Annotated in this window: 17 protein-coding genes; 9 read left to right on the top strand and 8 right to left on the bottom strand. The window is 71.3% G+C overall.

The window, feature by feature from the left end; translation table 11 throughout:
* A partial coding sequence (locus G3I40_RS12865; RefSeq protein ID WP_164302293.1) for a GNAT family N-acetyltransferase occupies window positions 1-999 on the top strand: 999 nt, incomplete at its 5' end.
* A 37-nt stretch (window positions 1,000-1,036) separates the two neighbouring features.
* Here the strand turns inward: G3I40_RS12865 and G3I40_RS12860 are convergent.
* Window positions 1,037-2,347 carry a glycosyl hydrolase gene (locus G3I40_RS12860; protein WP_164302292.1) on the bottom strand — a complete coding sequence of 437 codons (1,311 nt, stop codon included), beginning with the start codon at window positions 2,345-2,347 and terminating at the stop codon, window positions 1,037-1,039.
* A gap of 132 nt (window positions 2,348-2,479) precedes the next feature.
* On the opposite strand from G3I40_RS12860, the gene G3I40_RS12855 reads away from it, so the two are divergent.
* The gene (locus tag G3I40_RS12855) at window positions 2,480-3,766 is read left to right on the top strand and encodes an ATP-grasp domain-containing protein (protein ID WP_203643957.1); all 1,287 of its coding nucleotides are present in this window, start codon (window positions 2,480-2,482) and stop codon (window positions 3,764-3,766) included.
* Window positions 3,759-5,030: an NAD(P)-binding domain-containing protein gene (locus G3I40_RS12850; RefSeq protein ID WP_164302291.1), complete on the top strand. Its 1,272-nt coding sequence runs from the start codon at window positions 3,759-3,761 to the stop codon at window positions 5,028-5,030. Before G3I40_RS12855 ends, G3I40_RS12850 begins: the two co-directional genes overlap by 8 nt.
* A gap of 1,106 nt (window positions 5,031-6,136) precedes the next feature.
* Here G3I40_RS12850 and G3I40_RS12840 read toward each other — a convergent pair.
* Together G3I40_RS12840 and G3I40_RS12835 are read right to left on the bottom strand one after the other, a co-directional pair.
* Entirely contained in the window at window positions 6,137-6,370 is a 234-nt protein-coding gene (locus G3I40_RS12840) for a chaplin (RefSeq protein ID WP_203643955.1), read from the bottom strand.
* A 196-nt stretch (window positions 6,371-6,566) separates the two neighbouring features.
* Window positions 6,567-6,977: a rodlin gene (locus tag G3I40_RS12835; protein WP_164302289.1), complete on the bottom strand. Its 411-nt coding sequence runs from the start codon at window positions 6,975-6,977 to the stop codon at window positions 6,567-6,569.
* 294 nt (window positions 6,978-7,271) lie between these two features.
* Between G3I40_RS12835 and G3I40_RS12830 the strand changes: the two genes are divergently transcribed.
* From G3I40_RS12830 to G3I40_RS12820, 3 genes are all read left to right on the top strand, one after another.
* Window positions 7,272-7,682: a rodlin gene (locus G3I40_RS12830; RefSeq protein ID WP_164302288.1), complete on the top strand. Its 411-nt coding sequence runs from the start codon at window positions 7,272-7,274 to the stop codon at window positions 7,680-7,682.
* 555 nt (window positions 7,683-8,237) lie between these two features.
* Window positions 8,238-9,197 carry an LCP family protein gene (locus G3I40_RS12825; protein ID WP_343244912.1) on the top strand — a complete coding sequence of 320 codons (960 nt, stop codon included), beginning with the start codon at window positions 8,238-8,240 and terminating at the stop codon, window positions 9,195-9,197.
* 108 nt (window positions 9,198-9,305) lie between these two features.
* Window positions 9,306-9,716 carry a rodlin gene (locus G3I40_RS12820; RefSeq protein ID WP_164302286.1) on the top strand — a complete coding sequence of 137 codons (411 nt, stop codon included), beginning with the start codon at window positions 9,306-9,308 and terminating at the stop codon, window positions 9,714-9,716.
* Between the two features lie 154 nt (window positions 9,717-9,870).
* Here the strand turns inward: G3I40_RS12820 and G3I40_RS12815 are convergent, their stop codons facing one another.
* A complete protein-coding gene (locus G3I40_RS12815; RefSeq protein WP_343244911.1) occupies window positions 9,871-10,119 on the bottom strand; it encodes a hypothetical protein in 249 nt (82 codons plus the stop codon).
* Window positions 10,120-10,494: 375 nt separating this feature from the next.
* Between G3I40_RS12815 and G3I40_RS12810 the strand changes: the two genes are divergently transcribed.
* Window positions 10,495-12,387 (top strand): hypothetical protein, encoded by a 1,893-nt coding sequence (locus G3I40_RS12810; RefSeq protein ID WP_164302284.1) that lies wholly within the window; start codon window positions 10,495-10,497, stop codon window positions 12,385-12,387.
* Here the strand turns inward: G3I40_RS12810 and G3I40_RS12805 are convergent.
* Genes G3I40_RS12805 through G3I40_RS12790 form a run of 4 tightly spaced genes read right to left on the bottom strand, consistent with a single transcriptional unit; the run spans window position 12,384 to window position 15,941 of the window.
* Window positions 12,384-12,899 (bottom strand): hypothetical protein, encoded by a 516-nt coding sequence (locus G3I40_RS12805; protein ID WP_164302283.1) that lies wholly within the window; start codon window positions 12,897-12,899, stop codon window positions 12,384-12,386. The two genes, G3I40_RS12810 and G3I40_RS12805, sit on opposite strands and share 4 nt — an antisense overlap.
* Window positions 12,900-12,950: 51 nt before the next feature.
* Window positions 12,951-13,796 (bottom strand): heme ABC transporter ATP-binding protein, encoded by an 846-nt coding sequence (locus G3I40_RS12800; RefSeq protein ID WP_164302282.1) that lies wholly within the window; start codon window positions 13,794-13,796, stop codon window positions 12,951-12,953.
* On the bottom strand, window positions 13,793-14,881 hold the full coding sequence (locus tag G3I40_RS12795) for an iron ABC transporter permease (RefSeq protein ID WP_164302281.1): 1,089 nt from the start codon (window positions 14,879-14,881) through the stop codon (window positions 13,793-13,795). Before G3I40_RS12795 ends, G3I40_RS12800 begins: the two co-directional genes overlap by 4 nt.
* A gap of 1 nt (window position 14,882) precedes the next feature.
* The gene (locus tag G3I40_RS12790) at window positions 14,883-15,941 is read right to left on the bottom strand and encodes an ABC transporter substrate-binding protein (RefSeq protein ID WP_343244910.1); all 1,059 of its coding nucleotides are present in this window, start codon (window positions 15,939-15,941) and stop codon (window positions 14,883-14,885) included.
* A gap of 121 nt (window positions 15,942-16,062) precedes the next feature.
* Between G3I40_RS12790 and G3I40_RS12785 the strand changes: the two genes are divergently transcribed.
* A complete protein-coding gene (locus G3I40_RS12785; protein WP_164302279.1) occupies window positions 16,063-17,463 on the top strand; it encodes an HtaA domain-containing protein in 1,401 nt (466 codons plus the stop codon).
* 69 nt (window positions 17,464-17,532) lie between these two features.
* Window positions 17,533-18,932, top strand: a 1,400-nt coding sequence (locus G3I40_RS12780) for an HtaA domain-containing protein (protein WP_164302278.1), incomplete at its 3' end; no start/stop codon positions are given.

Genomic DNA, 18,932 nt, shown 5'->3' with positions numbered 1-18,932 from the left:
GCCTGGCTCTACTCGTGGTGGCTCTCCTACGGCCGGGCGCGCGGGCTGCGCGTCGTGCTCGTGCGCCGGCAGGGCCGACTCGTGGCGGCCGCCCCCCTCGCGCTGCGGCAGCGGCCCCTCCCGACGCTGACGCCGCTCGGCGGGGACATCTCCGACTTCAGCGACGTCCTCGTCGACGAGGAGGCGGCCGGATCGGCGGATCTCGTCCTCGACTCCCTCGGCGCCGGACTGTGGAAGCTGGCCAGGGGATGCGTGATCGACTTCCGCGAGGTGCGGCCGGGCAGCACGATGGAGGCCCTGTACGCGCGATGGCCCGGGCCGCGCCGCCGACTCGACGACTCGCAGTGCCTGGAACTGCCGGCGCTGCCGATGGACGAGCTGGTGCAGCGGCTGCCCCGGCCCAGGGCGCAGCGGGCCCGCGCCAAGATGCGCAAGCTGGACGCCACGGGGATCGAGCGCCATGTGGTGTCCCCGCAGGAGATCGGCTCCTCGGTACGCCGCCTTCTGGAGCTCCACCAACTGCAGTGGCAGGAACGGAAGGTGACGACCGAGCACGTCAAGCCGCGCTTCGCCGAGCACCTGAGCCGCTCGGTCAGCCTCATGGCCGAGACCGGCGACGCCGTCGTCACGGAATTCACCCTGGACGGCGCCGTCGTGGCGGCGGACCTGACGTTCGTGTCGCCCCGTCTCGCGGGCGGTTACCTCTACGGCGCCCACCCCCAGCTGAGGGACCGCAAGATCGATGTCGCCACGATGCTGCTGCGCTCGTGCGCCCAGCATCTGCAGGACGGGTCCCGGGCCGAGGTCCTCAGCCTCCTGCGGGGCACCGAGCCCTACAAGCTGCACTGGCGGCCGGAACCGCTGGTCAACCAGCGGTTCCTGCTGGCGCGCCGCAGCTCCGCCCCTCAGCTGGCCGCGCTCCTCGCCACCCTCCGCGCCCGGGCCTGGGCCAAGAAGGCCCAGGGTGCCTGGAAGGAACGCGGTGGCGACCGGACCTAGGGCCGAGGTCGCCACCGCGTGCCGCGGGCGTTCCGGATCAGGACTTGCGGTCCCACCAGTCGAAGCGCAGGCACAGCTTGCCGCCGAGCCAGTGCTCGACCCAGTCGCCCAGGTCCACGGGGGAGCACTGCGGAGGCTCGGTCGGGTTCGTGGGTTCGGTCGGCTTGTCGCGGCCGGTCAGCGCCGCCCGGTAGATCTCCGAGGCCTTCGGGTTCTCGTCGCACTGCCACACACCGTGCGGGCAGTAGTCCGTCAGGGTGTTGTAGAGCGGCTTGTGCTCGTCCATCCAGGCGAGCATGCGCTTCATGTACTCGGAGTTGTCGCCGTTGCGGAACAGCCCCCACTCCGGGTAGGAGATCGGCTTGCCGTGCTGCGCCGCGAAGTCGACCTGCTCCTGCAGCCCGTAGGGCTCGGAGACCTGCTCGTCGAAGGACTTGCCCTCCGGCTGGTCGTACGAGTCCATGCCGACGATGTCCACGACGTCGTCGCCCGGGTAGCACTCGGTCCACGGCACGGCGTCCCGGCCCCGGCTGGGCGTGAAGTCGAAGCGGAACTTCTGACCCGGCACGGAACGCATCACCGTGACGATCCTGGACCAGTACTTCTTCCACGCCGCGGGATCGGGACCGCAGCGGTGCGTGTAGGTGGTGCCGTTCATCTCCCAGCCGAGCACCACGATCGTGTCCGGCACGTCGAGAGCGACCAGGCGCTCGGCCAGGGCCCGGTAATGCGCGTCGAAGTCGCCCGCCGCGCCCTGCCGGAGCAGGCTGCGCACCTCCGCGTCCGGTACCCGGTCCTCATTGCGCTCCAGCATGGGCACGTTGAGGACGAAGAGCCTGTCGTCGCGCTCCCGGCGCCACTTGGCCCAGCTGTCGAGGAACGACGGGGTGCCCTCGATGTTGGTCCACGCGTCACCGGGGAGATAGGTGTGCCCGACGCGCAGCTCCGCTCCGCCCAGCCACTTTGACAGCTTCGTCATCCGGGTCACGCCCTGCGGGCCGAAGTCCAGATAGGCGCCGAACGCGGGGAACTTGTCCTTGCCGGCCGTCGCGTCCGGGCTCGGGGACGTCGTCGCGGCCGGCGACGTGGCCGTCGGCTCCGGACTCGGGGCCGTGCTCGGCGCCGCGGAGGGCTGCTCGCTCGCCGTCGGCGCAGCGGTCGGGTCGGGCGTTTGTGCGGGCCACCACGGGACGGGACTCGTCGGGCCGGGCGGTGCCGGGTCGCTGCGCGGGCTCGCGCCCGCCGGCGCGATGGACACCGACCCCGACGCGACCACCAGTGAGACCAGGACGCCAGCCGCGATCAGCGGGAGTCGTCTGTGCTTCGTCCATCGCCGCTCTTCGACCATGCCTGCTCCTTGCGCTGCATTCGCTCCGTTTCTGACACCCAGTCATATAAATGTGCGCGGCGCCAATCGTGGAGCTGCCGAAAGCGGCCCTTCGTCACCCTCACGGCCTACTTCCCGGAAAGGAATCACCACATGCTCGACCCGTGTGTCCCGGTCGTGCTGCTGCGGATCGACCCCAACCCCTTCCACCACGGAACGCTGGGGGCGGCCCGGTCGATGGGGCGCTGCGGCGTCGAGGTCCATGTGGTGGCCGAGGCGGACAGGAGCCCGGTGGCCCGCTCCCGCTACGTCCACCGGATGCACCACCCACCGCCGCACGGGGCGTCGCCGACCGAGGTGGACACCGCCCTTCGTCGCCTCGCGGCACGCATCGCCCGGCCGGCGGTACTCATCCCCATGGACGACGCCGGGGCCATTGCGGTGAGCCGTCTGCGCGGGACGCTCACGGACACGTTCCTGCTGCCCGACCAGCCCCCGCACCTCGCCGAGCACGTCGCGGACAAGGCACGACTGCCCGAGCTGTGCAGGTCCGTCGGCATCGAGCACCCGGCGACGGTGCTGCCGCAGGACGAGCGCGAGGCCTGCGCCGCGGTCGCGGAGCTGGGGCTTCCCGTGGTGGCGAAGTGGAGCCGCCCCTGGCTCCTCCCGCAGGGCTCCGGGCTGCGCAGCACCTGCCTCGTCACCTCCGCGGAACAGGCCAGGGACCTCTATCGCAGAGGCCGCGCCACCGGCAGCGGGCTGCTGCTGCAGAAGTACCTGGCCGCGGGGCGGGACAGCGACTGGTTCTTCCACGGGTACGCCGACCGGTTCGGGCGGCTGCACGGCGGCGGAGCCGGCAGCAAGCGTCACTCCTTCCCCCGCGGCGCGGGGTTGACCGCCGTCGGGCGCTGGACCCCGGTCCCGGAACTGCAGGCCATGGTCGAGCGCCTCGTCGAGGCCGTGGGATACCGGGGCATCTTCGACATCGACTTCAGAGTCGACGGGGTATCGGGCAAGTACTGCCTGCTGGACTTCAACCCCCGGCCGGGAGCACAGTTCCGGCTGTTCGCCGACGGCAACGGCCTGGACGTCGTACGCGCCCAGTACCTCGACCTCACGTACCAAGCCGTCCCCGCCCCGCGCCCCCTGCCGGGGCGCACCTTCGTCGTGGAGAACTACGCGCCGCTGTCCGCCCTCCGGGCACTGCTGACACCGGCCGTCCCCGCGCAACGCGCCCCCACGACCACGGAATTCGCCTGGCACGCCCCCGACGACCCGGCACCCGCCCGGGGCATGGCCGCCGAGTGGTCCCGGCACGTGGCACGCCGCCTCCTGCACCGCGCCCGGCCGACGGCCGGCGACGCGCCTCCCCAGCACCCCGAACCCCTGCCGACCCCCGGACCGCCCCCGCCGATCGAGAAGCGAGCTGCCGATGTATGACCTGCTGATCGTGGGGGCCGGCCCCTACGGCCTGTCCATTGCGGCACACGCCGCGGCCCGGGGCCTCGACACCCGGGTCTTCGGGAGGCCGATGGACTCGTGGCGCCGGATGCCCCGCGGCATGTTCCTCAAGTCGGAGCCGTGGGCCTCGAACCTCTCCGCCCCCGGTGCACGGTTCCGGCTCGACCAGTACTGCGCGCTGCGCGGGGAGACCGCGCGTCATGGCCACCCCATCCCCGTCGACACCTTCGCGTCGTACGGACTGTGGTTCGCACGCCACGCGGTCCCGCACCTGGACGAGCGGATGATCCGGCGGATCGACGTCGCACCCGACGGGTTCTCGCTGGAGACGGAGGACGGCCAGGTCCTGCGCGGCAGGACGGTGGCGTTGGCCACCGGGGTGATGCCGTACATGCACATCCCACAAGCGCTGCGGGGCCTGACGGAGGATCACGTGACGCACAGCAGCCGGCACGGCGACCTCGGCCGGTTCAGTGGAGCGGACGTCATGGTGGTGGGAGGCGGGCAGGCGGCACTGGAGACCGCGGCGCTCCTCGCCGAACAGGGCACACGGGTACGCATCGTGGCCCGAGCCCCCGAGCTGGCCTGGAACAGCGTCCCGCCGCCCTGGGAGCGCCCCTGGTGGAAGCGGGCCCGAGCCCCGCACACCGGCCTCGGTTGCGGCTGGCGCAACTGGCTCTACGCGGAGAGGCCGGGGGCGTTCAGGAGGCTGCCCGAGCGCACCCGGGCCGGCATCACCGCGACAGCGCTGGGCCCCGCCGGCGCCTGGTGGATCAGGGACCGGGTGGCGGCCGCGGCCATCGACATCCGGCTGGGGCAGACCATCGTGGACGCGCGCCCGTCGGCGGGCCGGATCCACGTGCGCACGGTCGGCCCGGCGACGGGGACGCAGGACTTCGAGGCCGACCACGTCATCGCCGCCACCGGCTTCCGGGCCGGCCGCGCACGCATGACCGTGCTGGCACCCGGGGTGAGGGACCGGCTCGCTCCCCTCCCTGACGGCCCGCCGCGCGTGGGCCGGGGCTTCGCCTCCGCCTGCCCCGGCCTCTTCCTCGCGGGCCTGGTGACAGCGGCCGACTTCGGTCCGGCCATGCGGTTCGTCCATGGAGCCTCGTACACCGCACCGGCGCTGGTCGACGGGGTCGAGCAACACCTCGCGCGCCGGCCCCGACCGGGCAGCCCCGTGGTCCCCCCGGGCAGGCGGCGGGCTCCGGAGACGGTCAGGGTCGCCGCTGACGGCTGATGAAGTGCGGCTGGCAGCCACGGACTTGTGTCGCCGTCACATCTTCAGGCGGGTGCCACGACGTGATGGCGACGTCCGAGCACCCATACGTTCCGGGCCCCGTTGGGGTGACATCGCGGGCGAACGGGTGAACCGGTTCCCCGTGGTCGGCCTGCCGGTGGTCCACTGGACCGCGTCATGAGAATGGCCGCGCTGCCTTCCTCCCAGCCGTCGGCTCCACGCCGTTGGGGAGGCAGCCCTTTCAGCGGCATCCTCAATAGGTCGGGAAGAGCCTTCGCGTGGTTCTTCCCGACCTGACGCTCAGCGCCCCGCGGCACTCGCCCTTCGGTACAGGATTCCGCCACCGACGAGCAGCCCGGCGCTGGCAGCCGCAGCCGCCAGAAGATTCTGGTCGGCGCCCGTGTCGGCGAGTCGTGTACGTGCCACGGGCGCCCGGGAGCCCGTAAGCGTTGCGCGTTCGGGCAGTGCGTCCTGGTGCGCGACCGGCGCGACCACGTCGGCATGACGCGGCCGCGCAATGCTCCCGCTCGCCGGAGGCGGCGGGGAGTTCTCTTCCACCGGCGGCACCACGGCCTCGGCAGGGGGACGACCGCGGTCGCGCTCCCCGCGCTTGCGCACGAGTTGCCGAGTGCGGGATCGGCGGCGGCCACGGCACCGACGGTGTCACCGCACAGGTTCAGGCCGACATCCACGGGCGCCTGCACCGAGTTCCCCGACAGGAACCCCCCGGAATGCGTCGCGCCGGACGTACGCGACGTCGTGGCGGCGGTGTCCGACTCGTTGCCACACCTGTTGCCCGAGGCAGGGTCTGCCACAGCCGACGCGTCGAAGGTGTCTCCGCAGAGGTTCACGGGAGCTGACAGCGGAACACTGACCGAGTTGCCCGACAGTACGCCGGCCGAGCCGCCGGGCGGCTCCTGGTCGCCGGTCGCGGCGGAGGCGCTGGATCCGGGCACGGACAGAATGCCCGTCGCTGCCGCAGCCGCCATGACACCGATCCTCAGGGCCTGCCTCAATGCATTCTCCTTCCTGTTTGAAATCAAAAGCCGACCCTGGATCCCGAAGAGGTGCCCAGGGTCGGCCGGGAGACGAACTGCGTACCTGCGTCAGTTGTTGGCGCAGGTGTTGCCGAACGTGGGGTTCAGCAGCGCGATGACGTCGATGCTGTTGCCGCAGAAGTTGACCGGCACGTGGACGGGGACCTGCACGACGTTGCCGGACAGGACGCCCGGGGAGCCCGCGGCCACGCCCTCCGCGCCGGAGTCCGCGAACGCGGGGGCCGCCATGCCCAGGGCCATGACCACACCGGCGAGAACGGTGGCGCTCTTCTTCAGGGACATAATTTTCTCCTTTTTCTGGTAAATGCGACTGAGGTACTCGTTCGGAACGAGGTACTTCGTTCCGGCAAAGGCCCTCTGGAATACAAACGAGCCAGGCCTGAATGAGGAACTGCGCCATCCGGCGGGCGCAACAAAAAACTCGGGCCGCCGGCAAGTGAAAGAGGCAGGCGGCCCGAGCTGTCCGTGGAGCGGCTGATCAGCCGTTCGCCGCACCGTTGCCGGCGAGCACCGGGATGTCGCTCAGGATGTGCGACAGCGGCTCGTCGCCCTTCGCCTGGGTCGAGTTCTCCGTGCACTGCTGGTTCTGCGGGGCCGACAGGACGGGGATGTCCTGGACCGACACCGGCACGACGCCGACGAGCGAGCCGGCGTTGCCCTTGACGGGCAGGCCGATGCACGGCTTGTTCAGGGAGCCCTGGACCAGGCCGAGCTGGGGGCTCATGTCGCCCTCGGTCATGGAGTTGCCAAAGGCCTGCTTCGCGTCGTTACCGCTGGACGAGGTGGTCCCGCCGTCGTCGCCGATCGCGAGCGCCTGCGGAGCGGCAGCGGCCGAGACGCCGACGACGGACACGGCGACTGCAGCTGCAGCCATAGCCTTCTTGAGCATTATCTGTTTCCTTTTCTGACAGACACCGGTTACTGCGAATGAAATAACTTCGAGAGGGCGGAATAGTTCTTCAGGTTCACCCGTTTGCCGAGCGGGCGGGCGGCCGCCCCAGGCGCTCGTCGGGCGTAATTACTGGATTGTCATTTATTCGCCTTCGCCGAGGTCGCGCAGACCGGGTCCATGCAGGTGAAGAGGGGGGAGGGATCCCCGTCCGGGTGAACCAGAGCAACCGATCCGGGGGATCGGAGTTGTTCCGGGTGCTTCCAGAAAATCAGGAATGAAGGGGAACCTCTCATGATGAAGAAGGCTGTGGCTGCTGCTGCTGTCACCGCGTCGCTCGTCGGTATTTCGGCGGCGGCCGCTCCGCAGGCCCTGGCGGTCGGCAACGACGGAGGCACGACCTCCGAGAGCGGCAACAACGCCGAGCAGGCGTACGGCAACTCCGCGACGTTCGGCAACATGAGCCCGCAGATGGCGCTCATCCAGGGCTCGCTGAACAAGCCCTGTGTCGGTCTGCCGGCCAAGGCCAACCTCGGTTCGCTCGTCGGCGTCGTGCCGGTGTCGGTCCAGGACATCCCCGTCCTGTCGGCCCCGCAGACCCAGCAGTGCACGGAGAACTCGACCCAGGCGAAGGGCGACGAGCCGCTGTCGCACGTCCTGGACGACATCCCGGTGCTGTCCGCGAACGGTGCCGGCAACCACTGATCCGGCACGCAGGAGAGTTGGGCCGCCAGTTTTTTGGCGGCCCAACTCTTTTTTTATTCCGGCAGGGGTGGCCAGCAGTCGCGCGAAACGGTCTCGTGCCACTCCGTGTCGAACCGGTCCGGAAGCGTCCTCCCGCTCGCTCGCCATTCGGCCATGAGGGATGAGTAGATCGGTTCTGGGTGCGGACCGTCGGGGGACGTCCTGGTGGTCGGGATCAACGCCTGCCGACGCCAACGCTCTTGAGGAACTCCCATGTCATTGCCTCTTGTTGTCCGGCGGTTGGTTGCTTCTCCCATACCGCTGAGACGGTTGCCGCCAATCGTGCCGTGAGGCGAAAGGGTTACATTCATCTGAGATGGCGCGAGCTGCGTGAAGGAAAAAAGGAAATGTGTCTATCGTCTCCTTTCATCAACCCCTTCGCAGCGGAGTGTCACGATGAGGAACAGCTTCCTTCGAGGCAGTCGTAGTGGGATCGCACTCGGAGCCACCGCGCTGGGTCTCCTGGCATTTTCAGGTGCCGCGGCCGGACAAGTAGCCGGTGCACTTCCCGGGCACGTGGACGTCTTCAGTGGTCTGCACACGCGCCCCGAGGACGGGGGAGGCACCAACATCCTGCTGATGGGAACGGACGGCCGCGACACCATCACCCGCGCGGAGAAGGAGAAGTTCCACGCCGGCGGGGTCGCCTGCGGCTGCAGCGACGCGATGATGCTGGTCCACCTGTCGCAGAAGCACGACCGGCTCAGCGTGCTGAGCCTGCCGCGGGACTCCTACGCGGAGATCCCCGAGCACAGCGCTCCCGACGGCACATGGCGGGACAAGCATCCGGCGAAGATCAACGCGGCGTACGCGGAGGGCGGCCCGGCGCTCGCCGTCCAGACCGTCGAGTCGATGACCGGCGTACGCATCGACCACTACCTGCAGATCGACTTCCGTCGGTTCATCGACAGCGTCAACGCGGTCGACGGGGTCTCCGTGTGCACCCCCCGCCGCCTGACCGACTCGGCCACGAAACTCCGTCTCGGTCCGGGGCGGCACCACCTCAGCGGCGGCACTTCCCTGCAGTACGTGCGCTCGCGGCATCTGGACGCGAGCGCGGATCTCGGGCGCGTGCAAAGGCAGCAGAAGTTCTTGGTCAACGCGCTGCGAGGCGCCGGTACGGGAGCAGCGCTCGCCGACCCGCGCAAGGCCGCGAGCCTGGCAAGGACCATGCTCGGCTCGGCAACCGTCGACCAGGGATTCTCCGTGAAGGATCTGGTCGCGCTGGGTCGGGACCTCCGCAACATCCCGCTGTCCAAGACGGAGTTCGGCACGGTCCCCATCGACGGCTTCAATCCGGTGATCGAGAACGTCGGCTCCACTCTGCGGTGGGACGAGAAGCGTTCCGCGGACCTCTTCGCCAAGATGCGTGCGGACCGGCCCATGACGCCGGCCGGATCCCGCACCGAGCCGCTGGACCCGCCCCAGCTGAAGGTCCAGACCGTCGTGCACGGCGACAAACTGGCCTGCAAGTGACGCGCACACCACTGGGCCGAATGGGCTCAGCTTCGCAACTCTTCGGATTCCGGACAGTTGATCAAACGTAACTCCGCAACCGGAGTTCGCTCAGTGAAGGGAAATCGCATGAAGAAGAAGCTGTGGGCCTCCGCGACGATCGCTGTCTCCGTTGCCGGCCTGTCGGCGGTGGCCGCTCCCCAGGCTCTGGCCATCGGCGATGACGGTGGCACGACGTCCAACAGCGGCAACGGGGCGCAGCAGGCGTACGGCAACTCCGCGACCCACGGCGACATGAGCCCGCAGCTCGGCCTGGTCCAGGGCTCGCTGAACAAGCCGTGCGTCGGCCTGCCGGCCAAGGTCAACGCCGGCTCGCTCGTCGGTGTCGTGCCGGTCGCGGTCCAGGACATCCCGGTCCTGTCGGCCCCGCAGAACCAGCAGTGCACGGAGAACTCGACCCAGGCCAAGGGCGACGAGCCGCTGTCGCACGTCCTGGACGACATCCCGGTGCTCTCGGGCAACGGCGTCGCCAACCACTGAGTTCCGCAGGGGCAGTTGCCGAGGCGCAACTGCCCCTCTGTCGCGTGACGTCGCCCGCGTGGGCACCCGGAACGCGGGTGTTCACGCGGGAGTGCGCGGACATGACGAGGGCGGCGGATCGATCACGATCCGCCGCCCTCGTCGTTGTCCTGACCTACTGAACCGACGGAATCACGTTGGTGACCGGCGCCACCAGGTCGGTGAGCTGGTGCAGTTCGTTCAGTCGGTTGAGGCCGGAGAGCTGCCCGGCGGTGGTGGGCAGCTCGCCGCGGTGATCGGCGGGGATCGCCATCGTCGACACGGAGTCGAGGGTCGCGGTCGGGGAGATGGCATCGCTCGCTTCACCGGACAGCGGAATGGGAGCGGCCCCAGCCGTCGGTACGGCGATCGCGGTGGCTCCCACTGCGAGCAGGACAGCGGTAAGGGCTCGTCGAGTTGAGGTCATGCTCGTACAACGCCGGGGGTGTCCGGGCAGATACGGGGCGCGCGGACACCCCACCCGTCAGGTCTAAGTCGACCGGGGGCGCCTTCACCTCCCGTTGCCCGGTGTCTCACGGGCGGGTGCGGTCGGCCCCTTGCGTGGCTTCTGCCCGTTACCACAGGACAGCCCCTGCTGTTAGCAAGTCGACGTACTCGGCTTGCAGGAACGTTGCTGCACTCGATGATGGCCGAGCCTGAAGACGAGCGGCGGCACGGGTGGCGGAGCGATATGAGGCAGTCCGGACAGGCGGGAAGAGCGGCGGGTGAGTCGCCCGCGCCGCGGACGGCCGAGGAGGACGTGAAGGATCGGCTGTTCCTGGGGCGTGCGCAGGAACTACGCAGCCTGAAAACGCTGTTGGGTTCACGGGCGCCGGTGACCGTCGTGGGGCCGGCCGGTACGGGCAAGAGCGCGCTGGCCGCTCGGGCCGCCAGGCAGTTCGACGGCGAGACCGTCCTGGTCCGCTGGTGGGACGGGCCGGATCCCGGCGGGGGCGGGGTACGAGGCGTGGTGCGGGCAGCGCTGACGGCACACACCGCAGCGCACGCCGACGGAGCACATGCGGGCCGCCGGGTACTGCTGTTGCTGGACGATGTCGATCCGGTGCGGGAGGACTGCATCGAGGTGGTGCAGCAGGTGGTCGATGAACTGCCCTGGTTGCACGTGTTGGTGACGTCTCGTCAGGCGCTGGGGCTGGGCGATGAGCGCGTCGTGCGGTTGGGGTGCCTTCCGGTGCGGTCGCCGGACGGTACGGCCCCGGGCCCGGCCGCCGAACTGTTCAGCCGCACGCTCCGCGCACGGACGTCCGGGAGCCGGGCGGTGGACACGGCCGGGGTCGCCGAGGTGTGCCGGCGCACCGGAGGCAATCCGCTCGCCCTCGAACTCGCCGCGCATCAAGCACGGCGGCGCTCTCTCGAGGAGCTGAACGCCCTGCTCGCCCACGGCATCGGATGGCTGAGCGACCCGCACCGCGCCGGACCGGCCCGGCACCGCTCCATGAGCGCCGCCGTCGGGGCCACCTACCAGTTGATGGGCCGGCGCGAGCGCATCGCCTGGGCCCGAGTGAGCGTGTTCAGCGGCGAGTTCGACGAAAGCGGCGCCACGTTCGTGTGCCAGGGCCACGGCCTGTCCGCGGACCTGGTCCCCGCGGCGCTGTCCCGCCTCGCCACCGCCGCGGTCCTGGAGACCGTCGAGGATCCGGGAGGGGTCGTCCCGGTCCGCTACCGGATGCCGTCCGCGGCGCGGAGCGTGGGCCGTACCGTCCTGCGCGCGACCGAGGAGTGGCAGACCGCCGTCGACCGGCACTTCACTTGGCAGTGCACGACGGCCGACGCCGCCTGCGACCTGTGGCACCGCGGCCACCAGACGCTGGCGCTGAACCAACTCGGCGGCAGTACGGGGGACATCAGGGCCGCCCTCGTGCGCGGCACGGCCCAACCGGAGCGCCTCGTCGACGCGCTCGCCCTCATGGTCGACCTCTGGTTCTGGTGGGGCATCTGCGGCCACCTCACCGAGGGCTTCACCCTGCTGCAACGACTGCTGCGCGCAGCGGAACGCGCGCAGGCCCCCGTGCCCGCCCGTGCGCGGTGGCTCGCGGGCTGGCTCGCCGCGCGCCTGGGGCACCCCGAAACACCCCTCCTTCTCGGGGACGCCGCCCGGGCCGCGCTCGCCGAGGACGACCTGGGGCTCCTGGGACAGATCTCCGACGCCCTGGCGCTGCACGCCGCATTCCGCGGCGACCGCGACCTGGCCATCACACACCTGCAGGACGCCGTGCTGTTCGCCCCGCAGCAGCCGCTGCACGGGCCGCCGGCCGCGATCAGCTGGGCCGTGCTCGCCTGCAACCAGGCCCGCCTCTCCACGGTCCGGGCCCGCACCAGCATCCGTAAGGCCCTCAGCCACCCGGCAGCCCGGGACGACCTCTGGGTGCGCTGCACCAGCAGCTACGCCCAGGCCCTCATCCACCACTTGGACGGCAACAAGCCCAAGGCCTGGCGGCGGGCCCACCGTGCCCTCGCCGACGCGACGGCGCTCGACTCACCCGCGGGCATCACCCTCGCGCGCGACCTCATCCGCGCCCTGCGGACGGGCACACCGCTGTCCCCCTTCCTGGAGCCCGAAGCCCTGCACGGCGAGGCACACCCTCCGTCACGCACCTCGGACGCCCTGCGTCTGCACTCGCCGCACCCTTAGGGCGTGTTGACGCGCCGCGCCGGGGTGACGGGTGCGGGCGGCGTCGCCGAGACGTGTTTCTTGGACGACGTGATCAGCTCGTGGATCAGGGTGTGCGTGTCGTTGCGCCGCTGCTTGACCTCGTCGTGCGACGGCGCGTGCCGGATCTCCGAGATCTGCACCAGCACGTGCTGACCCGCCGCGGTCAACGCCGGGTCGTCGGTGAGCAGTTCGGCCCGGAACAGTGCCTCCTGCGCCGTCGTGCGCTGCAGGCGGGACTCCTGCGCCAGTGCCGTCTGCTCGTCCTCGGGGCGCTCCCGGTGCGCCGCGTACCAGCGGTCCAGGACGGCGCGGCGGTAGTTCATGAGGGCGCCGCCGAGGGTGGAGTAGGCGTCGAGGCGTTCCTGGCGCAGGCGCTCCTGCCGGGCGAACTCCTCGGAGCGCAGCGCCGTCCTGCGCTGGAACGCATGGGTGAGCGCGGCGCCGAACAAGGTCCCCAGGACCGCGATGACGCTCGCTGCGACGGCTTCCATGCGCACAGTCGATCACAACGACCGCCGGGCGTACACCAGTTGATGCCACTATCAGCGGGGACGGACCGGGATCACCAGGGGTGTGCCCGACGCCGGGTGCGGCAACACCTCGACCGGGTGCTGGTACACCTCGCTGAGCAGGGCCGCGTCGAAGACCTCCGCCGGGGGGCCGTCCGCCGTGATGCGGCCGCCCTGGAGGATCGCGGTGCGGTCCGCGTGCGCGGCGGCCAGGCCGAGGTCGTGCAGGACGACGACCACCGCGTCGCCGGCCGCGGCGCGTTCCCGGCACACGCGCAGGACCAGTTCCTGATGGCGCAGGTCCAGGGCCGCCGTCGGCTCGTCGAGGAGGAGCAACTGGGTCGCCTGGGCCAGTACGCGGGCCAGCGCCACCCGGGCCCGCTCGCCGCCGGACAGCGCCGAGAAGGGGCGGTGCGCGAAGGCCTCCGTCTCCGTCGCGCGCAGGGCCGCCGCGACCGCGCCGTCGTCCTCGTCCTCGTGCGGGGTGCCCGACCAGGGGGCGCGGCCCATGCGGACGACCTCTTCCACGACGAAGGGGAAGGAGAGCGTCGCCGACTGCGGCAACAGGGCGCGACGCAGGGCGAGTTCGGGCGGGGTCCAGGCCGTGGCGGGGCGGTCGCCGACCCGCAGTTCCCCGCTCGTCGGGGACAGGTCGGCCGCGAGGGCTGCCAACAGGGTCGACTTTCCCGCTCCGTTGGGGCCGACCAGGGCCAGGACCTCGCCCGCGCGGACCGTCAGGTCGACACCGGTCAGCACCTCGCGGGCGCCCAGGCTCAGATGCAGGCCACGGGCCTCGGCGACCGTGTCACCGGGGGCGTGGCGGGCGGGCAGGGCGCGGGAACGCGCGCCCCGCAACAGCGCGGTGGGCCACGGTGTCATGCCCAGCCTCCTTGCTTGCGGCGGGTGCGGCGCAGCAGCCAGAAGAAGAACGGGCTGCCGGTCAGGGCGGTGAGGACGCCGATGGGGAGCTCGGCGGGCGAGGCCACCGTGCGCGCCGCGAGGTCGGCGGCGACCAGGACGACCGCCCCGCCCAGCGCGCTGCCGGGGACGAGGAAGCGGTGTCCGGGGCCGGCCAGCATGCGCAGCAGGTGCGGGATCACCAGGCCGACGAAGCCGATCACGCCGGAGACCGCCACCGCCGCTGCCGTGAGGAGCGCGATGACGAGGATGAGGACGACGCGCAGCTTCTCGACGTCCACGCCCAGGTGCCGGGCCGGGCGTTCGCCCAGGGAGAGGAGGTCCAGTTTGCGGGAGTGGAGGGGGGCGACGAGCAGGCCGATCGCCGCGCAGGGCAGCACCGCGAGCACCTTGGGCCAGGTCGCCTGCGCCAGGGAGCCGAGCTGCCAGAACGTGATCTGGTTGACCGCGGCCGTGTCGGCGTAGGAGAGGAACAGGCCGATCAGCGCGCCCGCGAAGGCGTTCACGGCGATGCCCGTGAGGATCAGGGTGACGACTTCCGTGCGCCCGCCCGAGCGGGACATGGCGTACACGATCAGGACCGTCGCGAGGCCCGACACGAACGCGCAGAGCGTGATCGTCCACGTGCCGAGGAAGTCGAGTCCGAGCGCGATGCAGGCGACCGCGCCGACCGCCGCGCCCGAGGAGATGCCGATGACGCCGGGCTCGGCGAGGGGGTTGCCGAACACGCCCTGCATCAGGGCGCCCGCGCAGCCCAGGGAGGCGCCGACGAGGAGGGCGAGGACGATGCGGGGCAGGCGGACGTTCCACAGGACCGATTCGCCGACCCGGTCGAGCGGTGCGCCGCCGAGGCCGATGCGGTGCTGGACCGAGGTCAGGACGTCGCCCGGCGGGATGTCGTAGGCGCCGATGCCCGCCGAGAGCAGGGCCAGGAGCACGAGGGCCGCGACCAGGGCGCAGGTCAACAGCCAGGCGGTGCCGCGCCGTCGGCGGTCGGGCGCCGGGGGAGCGGTGGGGGTCGTGGGCGGGGTCGCGGTGGCCGTCATGTCACGCACCGCCCTTGCCGGTGGACCCCTTGCCGTAGAGCTGGTCCACGAGCGAGCGCAGGACCTGGTCGGTGCGCGGGCCGTAGTTCAGCAGGACGCCGTCCTCGACGGAGACGACGCGGCGGTCGATGCCCGCCGGGGTCTCGGCCACGCCCGGGATCTTGACCAGGCCGTCGATGCCGCCGACGGAGTCGAGCCCCTTCGTCATGACGAGGATCGCGTCGGGCGCGGCCTCGGCGAGTGCCTCGCTGGTGATGGCCCGGAAGTCCGTCTTCAGACCGGACGCGGCGCCCGCGTCGACCGCGCCCGCCGCCTCCAGGAGGGAGGTGGCGCCCGACCTCGTACCGCCGATGAGGTAGACGGAGGCCGAGCCGCGCAGATAGAGAAAGGCGACGCGGGGCTTCTTCGCCGCGTCCTCGTGCGGGATGTCCTTCTGCACGGCGGCGATGCGGTCCTCGGAGCGCTTCGTCAACTTCCGCCCCGCGGCCGGGACTCCGAGCGTCCTGGCCACGGCCTGGATGCGGGTGCCGACGTCGGCCAGCCTCTTCGCGGGGTCGAGGACGACCACCGGGATCCCGGCGTCGCGGATCTGCTGCATCGCCTCGGCGGGGCCCGTCGTCGTCTCGGCGAGGACCAGGTCGGGCTTGAGCGAGAGCACGCTCTCCGCGGAGACGTCGTGGTTGCGGGTGACGACCGGCAGCTTCTTCGCCTGGTCGAAGGTGGCGGTGATGTCGCGGGCGACCACCTCCTTGCCGAGGCCGAGGGTGAAGACGATCTCGCTGAGGCTGCCGGACAGCGGCAGGATCCGCCCGGCCTTGCGCACCGTCACCCGGTGCCCGTCGGCGGAGTCCACCGTGACGGGCAGCTCCGGCCGGGGGGCTTCGGCGAGCGGCTGGAGCCGGTTCGCCGTGCCGGTCGCCTTCGCTCCGGCTCCCGCGGCGGACGTGGCGGCGCTGTCGCCCCCGCAGGCGGTGGTGAACAGGGCGAGGGCCAGGGCGAGTACGGAGAGCAGCGCGCCCCGCCGTCGGGGGGTGCGGGAAGCGGCGGCTGGCGTCGGCACGCGGACACCGTCCTGTCGTGGTCGGAGGGGCTGTTGACAAAGGCGATCATAGTTTAGGTTAGCCTTACCTAAGTCGCCAGGGTCTGGTGACGTCTGGTGCGGTAGACCCGGAGGAACCCTCATGTCCCGACGCGCACGGATACGCGTCCTCGCCGTAACCCTGTTCACCGCGCTCCTCGGGGCGCTGCTGCCCGTCGCCGGCGCGCACGCCCAGGCCCGCACCGTGCAGGGCGGCCGCCTCGACTGGGGTGTGAAGTCGTCGTTCCAGAGCTACATCACCGGGCCCATCGCCAAGGGGAGTTACTCCCTGACGGGCGGCGCGGCGACCGTCGGCGCGAGCCAGTTCCGCTTCCACTCGGCGACCGGCTCGTACGACGGCTCGACGGGGGCCTTCGCCTCCTCGTTCTCGGGCGGCGTGCACTTCGTCGGGCACAAGCAGAGCGACGGCTCCCACGAACTCGACATGACCATCAGCCGTCCCACCGTGCGCATTTCGGGCGGCGGCGGGACGTTGTACGTCGATGTCGTGAGCAAGGCGAAGGGCACGGGGGCGGTCACGTCGTCCCGCCAGGTGCCCTTCGCCACGCTCGCCCTCGGCGGGATCGACATGAAGGGCGACGAGAACACCACGAACACAGTCACCCTGAACAACCTTCCTGCCACGCTCACTTCCGCGGGCGCGAAGTCCTTCGCCGGGTACTACACGGCCGGAACCGCCCTCGACCCGGTGAGCCTGTCCGCGGACGTCGCGCCGAAGAAGGCGGCCCCCTCGCCCACGAAGCCGGCCGAGCCGAAGGCGAAGAAGGAGAAGGAGGACGCCGCCGGCAAGCTCCGGGACGGCGCCGTCGACTGGGGCGTGCGGCGCACCTTCCGCGAGTACGTCACCGGGGACATCGCCCAGGGCGAGTGGAAACTCGGCGCCGGGGCGCAGGACGGCGGCGCGCTGTTCCGGTTCCCCGAGGGCGCGGGCACGTACGACAAGAAGAAGCAGGCCCTGGACGGCGAGTTCGCCGGATCGGTGCGGTTCACGGGGAAGCACGGCCTCGACCTGTCGCTGGCGCACGTGTCCGTCACCGTCGCCGACGGCAAGGGCACGCTGCGGGCGGACGTGACCAGCGGCAAGAAGACCACGAAGGACACCCCGCTCGTGACCTTCACCGCGAAGTCCCTCGCCGCGAAGGACGGTCTGGTGCGGGTGGACGAGGCGCCGTCCGAGCTGACCGCCGCCGGGGCGAAGGCGTTCGGCGGCATGTACCGGGCCGGGGCCGCGATGGATCCGGTCTCCGTGGCGGTCGCGCTCGACGCGGACGCGGTGCTGCCCGCACTGCCCGACCTCGGCAACTCGCCCTCCGCCAGTGCCTCCCCCGAGGCCGCGGTCGCCGCCGAACCCGTCGCGGACGGGCCGGGTTCCGGGCTCTCCGGGGGCGCGGTCGCCGGGATCGCCGGCGGGGTCGTGCTGCTCGTCGCCGCAGCCGCGCTCGTCGTCGTACGGATGCGCAAACGGGCCCCGGCCGACGGCTGAAAGCCCCCCACCCCCTCAGTTCATCGCCGGTCACCGGCGCTCATCGGCAGTCATTGCTAGGAGAGAAACATGTCCCTCGTCAGACATCCCATCGCCCTCGCCGCCGCCACCGCGGTCGCCCTCGGGGCGGGCGCTCTCGCGCTGCCCGCCTCCGCGGCCGACAAGGCGCCCGCGATCGAGCTGAAGAACGGCACCCTCGACTGGGGCGTCAAGGAGTCCTTCCGTTCGTACGTCACCGGCATGGCCGCCGGGAAGATCGAGGCGGGCGAGGGGGCCACGCAGGCCGCCGACAACGGCGCCTTCCGGTTCACCGGCGGCACCGGCACGTACGACATGACCACCCACGGCACGGACACCGCCTTCAAGGGCGGTGTCCGGTTCTCCTCGTCGCTGCACAAGTTCGACATCAAGATCAGCGACGTGAAGGTCGTCACCTCGGGCACGACCGGCCACATCGACGCCGACGTCAGCCTCAACGGCAGCGTCCAGGACGACATCGAGTTCGCCACGCTGGACCTGTCCGCCGTGCGGCCGGGGCAGGGCGCGGGCGGCGCGATGACCTTCAAGGACATCCCCGCGACGCTGACCGCCGACGGCGCCAAGGCGTTCAACGGCATGTACAAGGAGGGCACCGCGCTCGACCCGGCGACCCTGACGGTGACCGCCGCGACCTCGTCGCCGTCCCCGGACCCGTCGACGACGCCGCCCGCCACGCCGAAGCCGACCCCGACGCCGACCGACAAGCCCACCGCCACCGCGTCGACGACCCCGAAGCCGACCGCCTCCGCGTCCCAGGAGGCCGCCTCCGGCGAGATCGCCGACGGCAATCTGGACTGGGGCGTCAAGGAGTCCTTCCGTACGTACATCACGGGCCCCATCGCACACGGCAAGGTCGAACTGTCCGGCGGCGCCGCGAAGAACGGCTCCGGGTACCGGTTCGGCGACGCGAGCGGCAGCTATGACGCCGACGCCAAGTCCCTCGACGCGAAGTTCGCCGGCAAGGTCCGCTTCCTCGGGCACGAGGAGGGCGGGACGTACGCCCTCGACCTGCAGTTCAGCGATCTGCACGTGACGGCGGAGGGCACCGGCGGCACGCTCGCCGCCGACGTCTCCAGCAAGAACCAGGAGACCGGCAAGGTCTCGACGTACGACGACCTGACCGTGGCCACCCTCAAGGTCGGCGCCGGCGACCTGACCGCGAAGAACGACGTCGTCGAGCTCGACGGGGTCGCGGCCACCCTCACCGCCGACGGCGCCAAGGCGTTCGGCGGGTTCTACGAGGCCGGCGCCGCGCTCGACCCGGTCACCGCGGCCGTCTCCCTCGACGAGAACGCCACGCTCCCGGCGGGCGGCACCGGCACCAACGGCGGTACGTCCGGCGGCACTTCGGGCACCACCGGGTCCACCGGCGCCGGCTCCACCACCGGCGGCACCGGCGCCCTCGCCTCGACCGGCGCCGACGTCCCGGC

It is taken from the genome of Streptomyces sp. SID14478 (assembly GCF_010548525.1).
Lineage (GTDB): Bacteria > Actinomycetota > Actinomycetes > Streptomycetales > Streptomycetaceae > Streptomyces.
The sequence above is the reverse complement of the archived record's forward strand: the minus strand, read 5'-3'. Positions and strand labels throughout refer to the sequence as shown.